The following is a 16,344-nucleotide window of genomic DNA, read 5'->3' as shown; positions in this document are numbered from 1 at the left end:
CTCGATCCTACGAACCGCCGGCCCCCGGTCCGCCGGCGAGGGCGGCGGCGAAGGACTCCTCGAGGACGTCCATCGCCTCGTGGAGCAGGTCGTCGCCGATGGACAGCGGCGGCAGGAACCGGAAGACGTTGCCGTACGTCCCGCAGGTCAGGGTGACGACCCCGCGCTCGTGGCAGCCCCGGCTGACCGCGGCGGCGAGCGCGGCGTCCGGCTGCTTGGTGTCCGGGTCGGCGACGAGCTCCATCGCCATCATCGCTCCGCGCCCTCGGACGTCGCCGACCTGCGGGAACCGCGCGGCGAACGCCGTGAGCCGGTCGCCGAGGACGGCCCCGATCTCGCGGGCCCGACCGGCGAGGTCGTCCTCCTCCATCGACCCGATGGCCGCGAGCGCGGCCGCGCACGCGACGGGGTTGCCGCCGTAGGTCCCGCCGAGACCGCCGGCGTGGACGGCGTCCATGACGTCGGCCCGCCCGGTGACGGCCGCCAGGGGCATCCCGCCTGCGATGCCCTTGGCGGTCGTCACGAGGTCGGGGACGACACCCTCGTGGTCGGAGGCGAACCAGTCGCCGGTGCGGCAGAAGCCGGTCTGGACCTCGTCGGCGACGAGGAGGATGCCGTGCTCCCGGCACCACTGCGCGAGGTCGGGGAGGAATCCCGGGGGCGGGACGACGAACCCACCCTCGCCCTGGATGGGCTCGATGACGACCGCGGCGGTGTTCTCCTCCCCGACGAGCGTGTGGATCCGGTCCGTGACGACCTCCAGCGCCTCCTCCGCGCAGCGCTGCGGCCCGCCGGGCCAGCGGTAGGGGTAGGCCATCGGCACCCGGTGGACCTCGGGGGCGAACGGGCCGAACCGGTGCTTGTAGGGCAGGTTCTTGGCCGTCATGGCCATCGTGAGGTTGGTCCGGCCGTGGTACGCGTGCTCGAACACGACGACGGCCTGCCGGCCCGTGACGTGCCGCGCCACCTTCACGGCGTTCTCGACCGCCTCGGCCCCCGAGCTGAACAGTGCCGAGCGCTTCTCGTGGTCCCCGGGCGTCAGGGCGTTCAGCCGCTCGCACACACCCACGTAGGGCTCGTAGGGCGTCACCATGAAGCACGTGTGGGTGAACCTGCGCACCTGCTCGGTCACGGCCTCGACGACCCGCGCGTTGCCGTTGCCGACCGAGGTCACGGCGATGCCGGAGCCGAGGTCGATGAGCTGGTTGCCGTCGGCGTCCCGCAGGATGCCGCCGGCGCCGTCGGTGACGTGCACCGGGAGACCGACCCCCACACCGGCGGCGACGGCCGCCTGCTTGCGCTCCAAGAGGTCCTGCGACCGAGGACCCGGGATGGGGGTGGCGAGGATCCGACGCTGCTCGATCATGAGTGCATCATATTCCGTGGTCGAAAGACCATGAACCTACGGAATCCGTGGCCGGGACTCCACCCTCGGTCCGTCCGGAGATTGTCCGCCCCGGAGCGCCCACTCGGTCCGGGACGACGTGAGGATGGAGGGACATCGCCGTCGAGACGTGAGGAGACACCCGTGCCGGCACGCAAGAGCCCGGGCCCGTCGGTCAAGGACCCGGAGCAGTACGAGGCCCTGCGCGACCAGGGGGCGAGCAAGGAGAAGGCCGCGCGCATCGCCAACGCCTCCGCCGCCGGCTCCCGCTCGGCCGTCGGCCGCAAGGGCGGCGAGGCCGCGGCCTACGAGGAGTGGCCGAAGGACGAGCTCGTGCGGCGCGCACGGGAGATCGGCATCCGGGGGCGGTCGAGGATGTCGAAGGCCGAGCTGGTCGACGCCCTGCGCTCCCGGTGAGCCCCGCCCTGCCGAGGCCGGTGCGGCGGCGGGCCGACAGACGAAGACGCCCGGGAGATGCGTGCAGGGGGTTCGCAGCTCCCGGGCGTCGGCTCGGTGTTCGCGGGCCTGTGACGACACGATCGAACCCCAGTAATGTACATGGAGCCGGGGGTCGGACGGAACTTCCGGGCCGCGAGCTCTACGCAACTCTCAGGGAGGCGCCATGAGGCTCCTGCTCGTCGAGGACGAGAGGGCGCTCGGCGCGGCACTCGGCGACGCACTGCGAGAAGCGGGTTGGGTCGTCGACCACGCCGAGGACGGACGCGACGGACTCCGCCGCGGCCTGGCCGGGCAGTACGACGTCGTCGTCCTCGACATCATGCTCCCGGGGATGAACGGCTACGACGTCCTCAAGCACCTCCGGGCCCAGGAGGTCTGGACCCCGGTCCTCATGCTCACGGCGAAGGACGGCGAGTACGACCAGACCGACGCCTTCGACCTCGGCGCCGACGACTACGTGACGAAGCCGTTCAGCACACCGGTCCTCCTGGCCCGCCTCCAGGCCCTCGCGCGGCGCGCCGCCCCCGAGCGTCCGGTCGCGATGACCGCCGGCGGGCTCGTCCTGGACCCGACGACGCGCCGGGTCACCCGCGAGGGCCGCGAGATCCAGCTCACCGCGCGCGAGTTCGCGCTCCTGCACCACCTGATGCGCAAGAACGGCCAGGTGCAGAGCAAGGCCGAGATCCTCGAGAACGTCTGGGACTCGGACTACCCGGGCGCGGACAACGTCGTCGAGGTCTACATCGGCTACCTGCGGCGCAAGATCGACACGCCGTTCGAGTCCCGGATCATCGAGACCGTGCGCGGGATGGGCTACCGGCTCAACCCGGTTCCGGAGTCGCGGGGATCCTGACGGCGAACCGGCACCACCCCTCCGGGGTCTCGGTGGCGACCACCGAGCCGTCGTGCGCGGCGACGACCTCCGAGACGATGGCCAGACCCAGCCCGGTGCCGCCGGTGCCCCTCGTTCGCGAGTCGTCGAGCCGGACGAACCGGCCGAAGACGCGCTCGCGGTCGGCGACGTCGATGGGCGGCCCGTCGTTGTCGACCTCGACGAGCGCGTCCCCGTCGTCGTGGGAGAGCGACACCCGCACCCGGCTCTCCATGTGCCGCTCGGCGTTCTCGAGCAGGTTGCGCACGACCCGGCCGAGCCTCGCCTGGTCGGCCTCGACCCGCACCGGCTCCACCGCGACCTCCACCGGCATGCCCCGGGCCCGCAGCGCCCCCGCCTCGGCGAGCACCAGGTCGTCGAGGTCGACCTCGGTACGGCGCAGGACCATCGCGTGCTCGTCCGCCGAGGCGAGGGTGAGGAGGTCGTCGACCAGCTCCGAGAGGCGGTCGACCTCCGCGGAGGCCCGCACCGAGGCCACCCGACGCTCCGGGAGCGGCCGGTCCTCCCCGAGCCGGTCGAGGAGCACGCGGATGGTCGTGAGCGGGCTGCGCAGCTCGTGCCCGGCGTCCGCGACGAAGGCGCGGCGGGACGCGTCCGCACGGCGCATCCGGTCGAGCAGGTGGTTCATCGTCTCGGCCAGCCGGGCGAGCTCGTCCCGGCCGGCCGGCACCGAGAGGCGCGCCGGGGGCGACCCGGCGGGGGCGACGCCGGCCGTCGAGATCGCCTCCACCTGATCGCGCATCCGCTCGACCGGACGCAGTGCCTGGCCCACGGCGAACACGGTGACCGCCGCGAGCACGGCGACGAGCCCGATCGCACCGATCGTCGCGAACTCGGCGGACTGCCCCAGGGCGGTCGCCTCGATCCGGGTGGGCACGGCCACGAGCACGAGGTAGCGGCGCTCGTCGACGTCCCGGGAGTCCGCCGCGGCGAGCACCCACGCCTCGTCGTCGTGCCCGGGGACGTCCTCGACGTTCCCGGTGCGCACCTGGTTCTCCTCGAGCGCCGGCCGCGCCAGGGGGGTCGACGGGGCCCCGCCGCTCACGGCGACGACGGTGCCGTCGGCAGGGTCGACGACCTGGATGAGCCGGTTGCCGTCGATGACCGCCGAGCCGGTGAGCAGCTCGTCGACCTGACGGCTGCGCAGGTCGGCCTGGAGCTCACGGGCCTCGACGGCGGCGGTGTCCCGCGCAGAGGCCTCGAGCACCTGGCCGAGGGACAGGTAGACGATCCCGGCCAGGGCCACGCTGACGAGCACCACGACGGGCAGGGTGAGCACGAGGATGCGGCTCCTCAGGCCCAGCCGGACGCGCATCCCCGCAGTCTAGGCACCCGCCGCGGACCCGCCCCCCGGGCGTCACGACGGGGGGCGGGCGGCGCAGGGCTTCAGCCGACGAGGTGCTCGACGGCCAGCTGGTTGAGCCGGACGAAGCCGAAGTCCCGCTCGGCGGCCTTCTCGGGGTCGAAGCCGTCGTCGGCGGCGCGGAACGCCTCGAGCGACTCACCGTCGGCGATGGTCGGCTCGGCGAGGGTCCCGAGCCCGGCGTACTCCATGGCCTCGGTGACCCGCGGGTCGGCCCGGAACGCCTTCGCCTTCTCGGCCAGCAGGAGATAGGTGCCCATGCAGGCCTCCGCCGAGGCCCACACGCCCTCGAGATGCTCGGTGCGCGACGGCTTGTAGTCGAAGTGCCGCGGCCCGTCGTAGCGCGGGGCGTCGGGGTTGCCGGCGAAACCGTTCTCGAGGAGGTCGACGGTGAAGAAGGCCGAGAGGAGGTCGCCGTGGCCGAAGACGAGGTCCTGGTCGTACTTCAGCCCGCGCTGGCCGTTGAGGTCGAGGTGGAACAGCTTGCCGCTCCACAGCGCCTGCGCCAGCTGGTGGGTGTAGTTGAGGTTGGCCATCTGCTCGTGCCCGGTCTCCGGGTTGAGCCCCACGACGTCGCCGTGCTCGAGCTCGGCGATCATCGCCAGGGCGTGCCCGACGGTCGGGAGGAAGATGTCGCCGCGCGGCTCGTTCGGCTTGGGCTCGAGCGCGACCCGCAGGTCGTAGCCCTGGGACGTGATGTACCCCGCGACGGTGTCGAGCCCTTCCTTGTAGCGCTCGAACGCCGAGTGGAGGTCCTTGGAGCCGTCGTACTCGCTGCCCTCGCGACCACCCCACATGACGAACGTCGTGGCCCCGACCTCGGCCGCGAGGTCGACGGCCTGCAGCACCTTGCGCAGCCCGAAGCGGCGCACGCCGCGGTCGTTGCTCGTGAGACCGCCGTCCTTGAACACCGGGTGGCTGAAGGTGTTCGTCGTGACCATCTCGATGACGAGGCCGGCGGCGTCCGCGGCGCTCTTGAGCCGGCCGACGCGGTCCCTGGCCGTCTGCTCGTCGGCGTCGAACGGGTACACGTCGTTGTCGTGGAAGGTGATGCCCCAGGCACCCAGTGCGGCGAGCCGCTCGGCGTACTCCCACGGGTCGAGCGCGGGGCGGCTGGGCCCGCCGAACGGGTCGGTGCCCGTCCACCCCACGGTCCACAACCCGAACGAGAACCGGTCCTGCGGTGTCGGCGTCCTCGGCGACATGGGAACCATCTCCTCAGAGTTTGTTTCGACCCAAAACTTATGACTCGCCCACGGTACGGTCAAGGGGTGACGCGCGCACCCGGACCGGACGGTCACCGTGCCCCGCGACCCGCGGTGGACACCGGCTCGGTCCGCGCCGTCAACCTCTCACGCGTCCTCGCCGCCGCACTGGCCCAGGAGGAACCCCCCACCCGCGCCGACCTCGCGGCCGCCACCTCCACCACCCGCGCCACGGCCACCCGGCTCGTCGACGAGCTCGTCGCGCACGGCGTCCTCGTCGAGGCGGCGCCCGACGCCGAGCGCCCGCGCCGCCCGGGGCGCCCCGGCATCCCGCTGCAGCCGGGGACCCGGCACGTGGCGCTCGGGCTCCAGGTCGAGGTGTCTCACCTCACCGCGGTCGTCGTCGACCTCGCCGGAACCGTCAGAGCGCGGCGTCGGGTCGAGGACGACCTGCGCGGCTCCGACGCCGAACCGGTCCTCGCCCGGCTCGGGGCGCTGGCCGAGCACGTGCTCTCCGACCTCCCGTCCGGGACGGTGGTCGTCGGCACGGGCCTCGCCGTGCCCGGCCTCGTCGCCGAGGGCGGGATGCTCCTGCGCGCGCCGAACCTCGGCTGGTCGGACGTCGCCGTGGCCGCCCTCTTCCCGCCGCCGGCCGGGACCGGACCCCCGACCGTCGGCAACGAGGCCGACCTCGCCGCTGTCACCGTCTCCTCCACCGCACCCGGACGGCCCGGGGCCCACCCCGACTTCCTGTACCTCTCCGGCGCCACGGGCATCGGCGGGTCCATCGTGCTCGACGGGCACCCGCTCACCGGACGCCACGGCTGGGCCGGTGAGGTCGGGCACGTGACCGTCGACCCGGACGGCCCACCGTGCGCGTGCGGCTCCACGGGGTGCCTCGAGCAGTACGCCGGGTCGCGGGCGCTGGCGTCAGCCGCCGGGCTCGACCCGTCGGCCGGGACCTCCGCCATCGCCGCGGCGGCCCGTTCCGGCGAGCCCGCCGCGATCGCTGCCGTCGAGCGCGCCGGCACCGCCCTCGGGGTCGCCCTCGCGGTGGTCGTCAACGTCCTCGACGTGCCGGTCATCGTCCTCGGCGGACACCTGCGCGAGATCGGCGAGCTCGTCCGGCCCGTCCTCGAGGACACCCTGGCGCGGCGCGTCCTGTCGGCGGGGTGGGTCGCGCCGCGGGTCGAGGTCGCCCCCGCCCACGCGACCGCCGCCCTCGGCGCCGCCTACACCGAGCTGCACCGGCTCGTCACCGACCCCCGCCCGTGGCTCACGGGCCCCGTCACCAGCCGGGAGGCCCGATGACCGACACCCCCACCCGCCTCGTCCTGCGATCGGACGACATCGAGCTCGAGCTCCTCGACGCCGGCGCCGCGGTGCGTCGGCTCGTCCTGCGCGACACCGACGGCACGACCACCGACGCCGTCCTCGGCCACGCCGACCCGCTCACCTACGTCACGGGGGGTGGCTACCTCGGGGCGAGCGTCGGGCGCGTCCCCAACCGGATCGACGGCGGACGGTTCACCCTCGACGGCCGCGAGTACACGGTGCCCGGCAACGACCGCGGCAACGCGCTGCACGGCGGACCGGCGGGCTTCGACACCCGCCGTTGGACGGTCGAGGACGCCTCGGACACCTCGGTCACGTTCTCGCTCGTCAGCCCGGACGGCGACCAGGGCTTCCCGGGCGAGCTCACCGCCCACGCGACCTACGCGCTCGACGGGCCGGTCGTCACCATCCGGTACTCCGCGACGGCCACCGCACCCACCGTCGCCGGGCTGACCAACCACGCGTACTTCGACCTCGACGGTGGCTCCACCGGGGGCGTCCTCGACCACACGCTCGAGGTCGCGGCGTCCGCCTACACCCCCACGCGCCCCGACCTCGTCCCCACCGGGGAGGTCGCACCGGTGGACGGCACGCCGTTCGACCTACGCTCACCCCGCCGGCTGCGAGACGTCCTCGCCGAGCCCTGCGAGCAGCTCGAGCACGGGGAGGGCCTCGACCACAACCTCGTGCTCGACGGCACGGGGATGCGCCGGGCCGCCCGCCTCGTCGGCGCCACGGGGCGCACCCTCGAGGTGCACACCGACCGCCCCGGCCTGCAGGTCTACACCGGAGCCCACTTCGACGGGTCGGCCACCGGGCTGTCCGGCCGTCCGCTTCTGCGCAACGCCGGTGTCGCCCTCGAGACCCAGGGCTTCCCGGACGCCCCCAACCATCCGCACTTCCCCTGCTCGGTCCTGCGGCCCGGGGAGGAGCTCGTCACGACGACCACCTGGCACTTCACCTCCACCGGAGCGCACCGATGACCGGCACCGGCCCGACCCCGCACCCCGCCGACGGCCACGACGTCATCCGGGTCGAGGGGGCCCGCGAGAACAACCTCCGGGACGTCAGCATCGACCTGCCCAAGCGCCGGCTCACGGTGTTCACCGGGGTCTCCGGCTCCGGCAAGAGCTCCCTGGTCTTCGCGACCATCGCCGCCGAGTCCCAGCGGATGATCAACGAGACCTACAGCGCGTTCGTGCAGGGCTTCATGCCGAGCCTCGCCCGCCCGGACGTCGACCGGCTGGAGGGGCTGACGACCGCGATCATCGTCGACCAGGAACGGATGGGGGCGAACCCGCGCTCGACCGTCGGGACCGCCACCGACGCGAACGCGATGCTGCGCATCCTGTTCAGCCGGCTCGGCGACCCGCACGTCGGCTCGCCCAACGCCTTCTCGTTCAACATCCCGACGAGCCGGACGAGCGGCACCCGCACGACGTCGACGGGGCAGACCACCGAGGTGGCCGACGAGGTCTACCTGGGCGGGATGTGCCCGCGCTGCGAGGGGATGGGCCAGGTCAGCGACATCGACCGGTCCGCGCTGTACGACGCGTCGAGGTCCCTGCGCGACGGCGCGCTCACCGTGCCCGGTTACTCGATGGACGGCTGGTACGGCCGGCTGTTCGAGGGCATGGGCCTGCCCATGGACGCGGCGATCGAGACCTTCACCGACGAGCAGCTGGACACGATGCTCTTCGCGCCACCGACGAAGATCCGGGTCGAGGGGGTGAACCTCACGTTCGAGGGCATCGTCCCCAAGATCCGGAAGTCGATGCTGTCCAAGGACCCCGAGGCCATGCAGCCGCACGTCCGCCGGTTCGTCGAGCGGGCCGTCACCTTCCAGCCCTGCCCCGCGTGCGACGGCACCCGCCTCACCGCGCAGGCACGCTCCTCGCGCGTCGCGGGGCGGAACATCGCCGAGCTGTGCGCGATGCAGATCAGCGACCTCGCCGAATGGGTCCGGGCCCTGGACGAACCGTCGGTGGCGCCGTTGCTCGCCGGGCTGCGGCACCTGCTCGACTCCTTCACCGAGATCGGCCTCGGGTACCTGTCGCTGGACCGTCCGTCCGGCACGCTCTCGGGCGGGGAGGCGCAGCGCACGAAGATGATCCGCCACCTCGGGTCCTCGCTCACCGACGTCACGTACGTGTTCGACGAGCCGACCATCGGGCTGCACCCGCACGACATCGCCCGGATGAACGACCTGCTGCTGCGCCTGCGCGACAAGGGCAACACGGTCCTCGTCGTCGAGCACAAGCCGGAGGCCATCGCCATCGCCGACCACGTCGTCGACCTCGGCCCGGGGGCGGGCGGTGCCGGTGGCGAGGTCGTCTTCGAGGGCACGGTCGAGCAGCTGCACACCGCGGACACGCTGACCGGCCGCCACCTCGGGGACCGGGCGCGGCTCAAGCCGGAGGTCAGGAGACCGACCGGGGTGCTCGAGGTCCGCGGGGCCAGCGCCCACAACCTCCGGAACGTCGACGTCGACCTGCCCCTCGGGGTGCTCACCGTCGTCACCGGGGTGGCCGGGTCGGGCAAGAGCTCGCTGGTCCACGGCTCCGTGGCCGGGCGGGACGGGGTCGTCGTCATCGACCAGGGCGCCATCAAGGGCTCCCGCCGCAGCAACCCCGCGACGTACACCGGGCTGCTGGAGCCGGTCCGCAAGGCGTTCGCCAAGGCGAACGGGGTCAAGCCGGCCCTGTTCAGCTCGAACTCCGAGGGTGCGTGCCCGACGTGCAACGGCGCCGGGGTGATCTTCACCGAGCTCGGGGTGATGGCCACCGTCGAGTCGCCGTGCGAGGAGTGCGAGGGCCGGCGCTTCCGGGCCGCCGTCCTCGAGTACCGCCTGGGCGGGCGGACCATCGCCGAGGTCCTCGACATGTCGATGGCCGAGGCCGCGGAGTTCTTCGCCGACGGGGAGTCGAGGGTCCCCCCGGCCCGGGCGGTCCTGGACCGGCTCGTGGACGTCGGCCTCGGGTACCTGACCCTCGGCCAGCCGCTGACGACGCTGTCCGGCGGCGAGCGGCAGCGGCTCAAGCTGGCCGTGCAGATGGCCGGCGACGGCGAGGTCTACGTCCTCGACGAGCCGACGACCGGGCTGCACCTCGCCGACGTCGAGAACCTGCTGGCGCTGCTGGACCGGCTCGTCGACTCCGGGCGGTCCGTCGTCGTCATCGAGCACCACCAGGCCGTCATGGCGCACGCCGACTGGGTCGTCGACCTCGGCCCGGGCGCAGGACACGACGGCGGCCGGGTGGTCTTCGAGGGCACCCCCGCCGACCTCGTGGCGGACGCCACGACCCTGACCGGGCAGCACCTGGCCGCATACGTGGCCAGGTGACCTCCGCTCGCGGTCAGGGCACAGGACCCCGGGCGACCGGGATCGCGCGGGTGGACGAAGACAACCTCGTTTGCGCAAGATCTGGCCGATCCTGGAAGTCCTTGCGAGTACATTCACCGGGATGACGCGACGACTCGCCGATGTGGCCGCCCGCGCAGGGGTCAGCGAGGCCACGGTGAGCCGAGTGCTCAACGGCAAGCCCGGGGTGGCCGACGAGACCCGCAGCGCCGTCCTGTCCGCCCTCGACGTCCTCGGGTACGAGCGGCCGAGCAAGCTGCGAGGCGAGCGGGCACGCCTGGTCGGTCTGGTGCTCCCGGAGCTCCAGAACCCCATCTTCCCGGCCCTCGCGGACGTCATCGGCTCACATCTGGCCCAGCACGGCCTCACCCCGGTCCTGTGCACCCAGACGTTGGGCGGGGTCACCGAGTCCGACTACATCGACCTGCTGCTCGAGCAGCAGGTAGCCGGTGTCATCTTCGCCGGGGGTGACTACGCCATGGCCGACATGCCACACGAGCACTATGCCCGGCTCACCCGGCGCCGGCTGCCCGTGGTGACGCTCAACGCCTCGATCGAGGGCCTGCCGTTCGCCCGCGTCGTGTGCGACGACGACGTCGCCGCCGAGCAGGCCATGGAGCACCTGATCTCGTTGGGCCACAAGCGGATCGGCTTCGTCCTGGGCGCAGAGCAGCACATCCCCACGCGGCGCAAGCTGGCCGCGGCCCGCCGATGGGGCGCCGCACGCCACGTCCCCGTCGACGACCTGCTCGTCGAGTACAGCGACTTCACCCAGCAGAGCGGCCAGGCCGCAGCAGCCCGTGCCATCGCCAACGGGGCCACCGGCATCCTGTGCGCCAGCGACCCCCTGGCCCTGGGCGCCATCCGCGCCGCCCGCCGCGCCGGGCTCGAGGTTCCCCGCGACATCTCGGTCGTCGGGTACGACGACTCGGCGTTCATGGCCGCGGTGGACCCTCCCCTCACGACCATCCGGCAGCCCATCGAGGCGATGGGGCGGGCGGCCGTCACCACACTCGTCGCCCGGATGGCCGGGACCCATACCGCGACGGACGAGCTGCTCTACGAGCCGGAGCTCGTCGTGCGCCGGTCCACCGCGCCGCGCCCATGAAAGTCATGAAACAGACTTACACCTGTCAAGTTCTTGCGATCAGCTATCGCTGATCTCTAACGTCGTCGTCGTCATGGGCACCGCCGCCGGTGACGTCGACGAAAGGGCGCCGCCGGTGCGTTTCGAGGAGCTGACCCGCCAGACCGTCCCCTCCCCCGGGGGCGGGGACGCCGCGGTCTCCGCCGACTGGTGGCGCGGCGCGACGATCTACCAGGTCTACCCGCGCAGCTTCGCCGACGCGGACGGTGACGGCAGCGGCGACCTCGCGGGTGTCCGTTCCCGGCTCGGTTACCTCGCCGACCTGGGCGTCGACGCGATCTGGCTCACCCCCTGGTACCCCTCCCCGATGGCCGACGGAGGCTACGACGTCGCCGACTACCGCGCGATCGACCCGGCGTTCGGTGACCTCGCCGAGGCCGAGGGCCTCATCGCCGACGCCTTCGCCATGGGCATCCGCACCATCATCGACGTCGTCCCGAACCACGTGTCGAGCGAGCACGCCTGGTTCCGCGCCGCAGTCGCGGCCGGGCCCGGCTCCCCCGAGCGCGACCGGTTCTGGTTCCGCGACGGGCGTGGACCGCGCGGCGAGCAACCACCCAACGGCTGGACCTCGAACTTCGGCGGCGGGGCGTGGACCCGCCTCACGTCCCCCGAGGGCACACCCGAGCAGTGGTACCTGCACCTTTTCGCCCCCGGGCAACCTGACCTGAACTGGGACCACCCGGACGTGCGGCGCGAGTACCAGGACATCCTGCGCTTCTGGTTCGACCGTGGGGTCGCCGGTATCCGGATCGACTCCGCCGCGCTCCTCGCGAAGGACCCTCGCCTGCCCGACCTTCCGGACGGCACCCCCGACGCCGGGGCCCACCCCTACGTCGACCGCGACGAGCTCCAGGACATCTACCGCGGCTGGCGCCGGATCGGCGACTCCTACGGCGGCGACCGCGTGCTCATCGGGGAGATCTGGCTCGCCGACGTCGACAGGTTCGTCCGATACCTGCGTCCGGACATCCTGCACTCGGCGTTCAACTTCGACTTCATGACCGCCCCCTGGGACGCACGCAGGCTGCGGCGCTCCATCGAGTCGACGATCTCCGCGCACGCCGTCGTGGGGGCACCCCCGACCTGGGTCCTGAGCAACCACGACGTGACCCGCCCGGTGACCCGGTACGGCCGCACGGACACCGCGTTCGCGTTCGACACCAAGCGGTTCGGCACCCCGACCGACCTGGGACTGGGCACCCGGAGGGCCCGTGCCGCCGCTCTCCTCGCCATGGCCCTGCCCGGGGCGTACTACCTCTACCAGGGCGACGAGCTGGGACTGCCCGAAGTCGAGGAGCTCCCGCTCGAGCGCCTCCAGGACCCCATGTATGCCCGCTCCGGCGGGGTCGACCCCGGCCGGGACGGCTGCCGGGTGCCGATCCCCTGGTCGGGCGACATCCCACCGTACGGGTTCGGGGCGGCCGGCGGCCGGACGTGGCTACCTCAGCCCGACGACTGGGGCCGCTACACCGTGAACGCCCAGCTGAACGACCCGGACTCCATGCTCAGCCTGCACCGCGACGCCCTGCGACTCCGGCGCGACCTGCCGGACCTCGGCGACGGCGCCCTGGAGTGGGTCCGCAGCGAGCCCGAGGTCATCGCCTTCCGCCGCGGGCCCGACCTCGTCTGCGTGACGAACCTCGGCACCTCCCCGGCACACCTGCCCCGGCACACCGGGGTGTGGGTCACCAGCAGACCGATGGAGGGGGGTCGGCTACCACCGGACACCACCGCGTGGCTCAGGCTCCGCCACTGAGCGCACCGCTCGGACTCGTCGCCCCCGAGGCCGGGACACCCATCGCCCACGACCACCCGAACCACGTTTGCCGGCGCAGCCCACGGCCGGCCCGCCTCGAAGGAGAGGACAATGACGTCACCCCGCAGGTTCCCGACCATCGCTCTCGCCGGAGCCCTCGCGGCATCCACACTCGTCGCCTGCTCGTCCGGCGGGTCCGACCCGTCCGACGCACCGGCCTCCGACGGGCCGGTGACCATCACCGTCGCCGTCGACGCCGGGCTGGAGCAGGGCGCCAAGGATGCCTTCGACGCACGAGTGACGGCGTTCGAGGCCGAGCACCCGAACGTCACAGTCGAGTCGCAGGAGTACACCTGGTCGGGGACGACCTTCGCCGCGGACCTCGCGGGCGGCACCCTCCCCGACGTCTTCACGATCCCGTTCACCGACGGACAAGGGCTCATCGAGCGTCGGCAGATCGCCGACATCCACGACCTCGTCGGGAAGCTGCCCTACGCCGGCGAGTTCAACCCGAACATCGCCAAGGCCGGCCAGTCGACCGACGGCCAGATGTGGGCGGTCCCGGTCGCCGCCTACGGCCAAGGGCTGCACTACAACCGCGCCCTGTTCGAGCAGGCCGGGCTCGACCCCGACACGCCGCCCACGACCTGGGCCGAGGTGCGCAGCGCGGCGCGTCAGATCTCGGAAAGGACCGGTCAGGCCGGCTACGCCGAGATGACCAAGGACAACACCGGAGGCTGGATCCTCACGACGCTCGCCTACGCCCTCGGCGGTCGAGCCGAGACCGTGTCGGCCGATGCCACGACGGCGACGATCGACACTCCCCAGTACGCCCAGGCCCTCCGGATGCTCAAGGACATGCGCTGGCAGGACGACTCGATGGGTGACAACTTCCTCTACGACTGGCCGACGAGCCACGCCGACTTCGCCGCCGGGAAGATCGGCATGTTCGTCTCGGGCGGCGGCGACTACGGCAACCTCGTCACCCAGAACGCGATGGAGCCGGCCGACTACGGCGTCACCGTCCTCCCGCTCGAGGGCTCGGGGGCCGCGGTCCTCGGTGGCGGCACCCTTGCGGCCGTCAGCGCCAAGGCCGACCCGGCGCAGCAGGCCGCGTCCGTCGAGTGGATCGACTTCTACTACCTCGGCAAGCTGACCGACCGGGAGGCCGCCGTCGCCGACGCGAAGACCACCGCCGAGGCGGACCAGCCGGTCGGCGCCCCCCAGCTGCCCGTCTTCGACAAGGCAACGTACGACGAGCAGCAGGGCTGGATCGAGGACTACGTCAACGTGCCGGTCGAGCAGTTCGCCCCGTTCACGTCCTCGATCTTCGACCAGCCGCTCGAGTCCGAGCCGCCGGTGGCGACCCAGGAGCTCTACGCTGCGCTGGACCCGGTCGTCCAGGCCGTCCTCACGGACGAGGACGCCGACATCGCCGGCCTGCTGAAGGCTGCCCAGCAGGACGTGCAGAGCCGGATCGACCGGAGCTGACGACCCGGCCGCCCCACCCAGCGCGGGTGGGGCGGCCGCGGCCGCCCCACGGAAAGGCACGACGTGACGACCTCGACGCAGACCACCTCCCGGCTCGCCGGAAGGACCGAGACCATCCCCGCCCGCCGGCTGCGGCGGCGGCGCAGCCTCGGCACGTGGGTGCGCGGCGGCGGGCTGAGCACGCTCGTCATCGCGCTACCCATGCTCCTCGTCTTCGGGCTGTTCTCCTGGTTCCCGATCGCCCGTGCCGTGGTCATGAGCTTCCAGTTCACCAACCTCGTGACCCCGCCCGAGTGGGTCGGCCTCGAGAACTTCCGCACCGTCCTCACCGACCCCCTGCTGACGACGGCGATCGGGAACACCCTGTGGTTCGCCGCGCTCGCCCTCGTCCTCGGGTACCCCGTCCCTCTCGTCGCCGCGGTGCTCATGAGCGAGGTCAAGCGGTTCAAGGGCCTTTACGCCGCCCTCGCCTACCTCCCGGTCGTCGTCCCGCCGGTCGTCGCGGTGCTGCTGTGGAAGCAGTTCTACTCGGCGTCCGCGTCCGGGGTGTTCAACACCGTCGTCGGCTGGGTCGGCCTGGGGCCCTATCCGTGGCTCCAGGACCCGTCGACGGCAATGCCCTCGCTCGTCCTCGAGGCCACCTGGGCCGCGGCCGGCGGGACGGTCATCATCTACCTCGCCGCGCTCACCGGCGTCCCCAGCGAGCTGTACGACGCGGCCGAGGTCGACGGCGCCGGCATCTGGCGCAAGGTCTGGCACGTCACCCTGCCGCATCTGCGCGGCATCCTGCTGGTCACCCTGATCCTCCAGGTCATCGGCACGGCACAGGTCTTCCTCGAGCCCTACCTCTTCACCGGCGGCGGCCCCGCCAACTCGACGACCACCGTGCTGCTCATGATCTACGACTACGCCTTCGGCGGCCGCGGGCAGTACGGCGAGGCCACCGCGCTCAGCCTGATGCTCGCGGCCGTGCTCGCCGTCCTCTCCGCCCTCTACTTCCGCATCACGTCCCGGTGGAGCCACTGACATGCGCATGACCACGCAGACCGCCGAGCGCGGTATCGCCTCCGCCCTCGACCGCCGCCGCGCGAGCGTCCGCTGGTCGATACGGCTCACCACCTGGCTGCTGCTGCTCGCGCTGCTCGTCGTCGGGCTCGGCCCCGTCCTCTGGCTGGCGAAGTCGGCCGTGACCCCGGCCCAGGACACCCTTCGGGACCCGATGGCGCTCTTCCCGAACGGCGCCGACCTCGAGAACCTCTCGACCGCGTGGACCCGGTTCGAGATCTCGCGATACTTCGTCAACACACTGGTCCTCGCCGTCGGGTCGTGGTTCGTCCAGGTGCTCGTCGCGGCCAGCGGTGGGTACGTCCTGTCGGTGCTCCGGCCGGCCTGGGCGCGGGTGGTCCACGTCCTCGTCCTCGCGACGCTCTTCGTCCCGGCCGTGGTGCTCCTCGTGCCGCTGTTCCTCACCGTGCTCGACGTGCCGTTCGTGCACGTGTCGCTCATCAACTCGTTCTGGGCCGTGTGGCTCCCGGCCGGGGCCAGCGCTTTCAACCTCGTCATCGTCACCCGCTTCTTCGACAACCTGCCACGGGAGGTCTTCGAGGCCGCGCAGGTCGACGGCGCCGGGCCGTTCCGGCTCGCCTGGTCGGTGGTGCTGCCCATGTCGAGGCCGATCCTCGGCGTCGTGTCGGTCTTCGCGGTCATCGCCGCGTGGAAGGACTTCCTCTGGCCGCTGCTCGTGCTGCGCGCCCCCGAGAAGCAGCCGCTCTCGGTCCGCCTGCCGGCCCTGGAGACCTACGTCCCGGTCGACGTCTTCCTCGCCGCGCTGGCGATCTCCACGGTCATCCCGATCGTGCTGTTCCTGCTCTTCCAGCGCTTCTTCCTCCGCGGCGCCGGACTCGGTGGGGCGGTCAAGGGCTGAGCCCCAGGATGCCGCCCTGTGTGG

The 16,344-nt window shown here is 72.4% G+C and carries 13 protein-coding genes; 10 read left to right on the top strand and 3 right to left on the bottom strand.

Going from position 1 to position 16,344, the window contains the following annotated elements:
• Positions 1–7: 7 nt before the first annotated feature.
• On the bottom strand, positions 8–1,366 hold the full coding sequence (gene gabT / locus JQN72_RS03010; protein WP_204133687.1) for a 4-aminobutyrate--2-oxoglutarate transaminase: 1,359 nt from the start codon (positions 1,364–1,366) through the stop codon (positions 8–10).
• 162 nt (positions 1,367–1,528) lie between these two features.
• Between gabT and JQN72_RS03005 the strand changes: the two genes are divergently transcribed.
• Together JQN72_RS03005 and JQN72_RS03000 are read left to right on the top strand one after the other, a co-directional pair.
• Positions 1,529–1,801, top strand: coding sequence for a Rho termination factor (locus JQN72_RS03005; RefSeq protein ID WP_204133686.1), 273 nt, complete (start codon positions 1,529–1,531; stop codon positions 1,799–1,801).
• Positions 1,802–2,006: 205 nt separating this feature from the next.
• Positions 2,007–2,696, top strand: coding sequence for a response regulator transcription factor (locus JQN72_RS03000; protein WP_204133685.1), 690 nt, complete (start codon positions 2,007–2,009; stop codon positions 2,694–2,696).
• Here JQN72_RS03000 and JQN72_RS02995 read toward each other — a convergent pair.
• Complete coding sequence (locus JQN72_RS02995) at positions 2,665–4,050, bottom strand: cell wall metabolism sensor histidine kinase WalK (protein WP_204133684.1); 1,386 nt, start codon at positions 4,048–4,050, stop codon at positions 2,665–2,667. The two genes, JQN72_RS03000 and JQN72_RS02995, sit on opposite strands and share 32 nt — an antisense overlap.
• Positions 4,051–4,121: 71 nt before the next feature.
• Positions 4,122–5,303: a xylose isomerase gene (gene xylA, locus JQN72_RS02990; protein WP_204133683.1), complete on the bottom strand. Its 1,182-nt coding sequence runs from the start codon at positions 5,301–5,303 to the stop codon at positions 4,122–4,124.
• 66 nt (positions 5,304–5,369) lie between these two features.
• On the opposite strand from xylA, the gene JQN72_RS02985 reads away from it, so the two are divergent.
• From JQN72_RS02985 to JQN72_RS02950, 8 genes are all read left to right on the top strand, one after another.
• Positions 5,370–6,614 (top strand): ROK family protein, encoded by a 1,245-nt coding sequence (locus tag JQN72_RS02985; RefSeq protein WP_204133682.1) that lies wholly within the window; start codon positions 5,370–5,372, stop codon positions 6,612–6,614.
• Positions 6,611–7,621, top strand: coding sequence for an aldose epimerase family protein (locus JQN72_RS02980; protein WP_204133681.1), 1,011 nt, complete (start codon positions 6,611–6,613; stop codon positions 7,619–7,621). Before JQN72_RS02985 ends, JQN72_RS02980 begins: the two co-directional genes overlap by 4 nt.
• On the top strand, positions 7,618–9,981 hold the full coding sequence (locus JQN72_RS02975; protein WP_204133680.1) for an excinuclease ABC subunit UvrA: 2,364 nt from the start codon (positions 7,618–7,620) through the stop codon (positions 9,979–9,981). Before JQN72_RS02980 ends, JQN72_RS02975 begins: the two co-directional genes overlap by 4 nt.
• Positions 9,982–10,102: 121 nt before the next feature.
• Positions 10,103–11,107, top strand: coding sequence for a LacI family DNA-binding transcriptional regulator (locus JQN72_RS02970; RefSeq protein WP_204133679.1), 1,005 nt, complete (start codon positions 10,103–10,105; stop codon positions 11,105–11,107).
• 73 nt (positions 11,108–11,180) lie between these two features.
• Positions 11,181–12,905, top strand: coding sequence for a glycoside hydrolase family 13 protein (locus tag JQN72_RS02965; RefSeq protein ID WP_204133678.1), 1,725 nt, complete (start codon positions 11,181–11,183; stop codon positions 12,903–12,905).
• 111 nt (positions 12,906–13,016) lie between these two features.
• Positions 13,017–14,396, top strand: coding sequence for an ABC transporter substrate-binding protein (locus JQN72_RS02960; RefSeq protein ID WP_204133677.1), 1,380 nt, complete (start codon positions 13,017–13,019; stop codon positions 14,394–14,396).
• 63 nt (positions 14,397–14,459) lie between these two features.
• Complete coding sequence (locus tag JQN72_RS02955) at positions 14,460–15,422, top strand: carbohydrate ABC transporter permease (RefSeq protein ID WP_374190868.1); 963 nt, start codon at positions 14,460–14,462, stop codon at positions 15,420–15,422.
• Positions 15,423–15,429: 7 nt separating this feature from the next.
• Positions 15,430–16,320: a carbohydrate ABC transporter permease gene (locus tag JQN72_RS02950; RefSeq protein ID WP_239100035.1), complete on the top strand. Its 891-nt coding sequence runs from the start codon at positions 15,430–15,432 to the stop codon at positions 16,318–16,320.
• Positions 16,321–16,344 lie beyond the last annotated feature (24 nt).

Origin of the sequence: Phycicoccus sp. CSK15P-2 (assembly GCF_016888005.1) — a bacterium.
Classification (GTDB): domain Bacteria; phylum Actinomycetota; class Actinomycetes; order Actinomycetales; family Dermatophilaceae; genus Phycicoccus.
The sequence above is the reverse complement of the archived record's forward strand: the minus strand, read 5'-3'. Positions and strand labels throughout refer to the sequence as shown.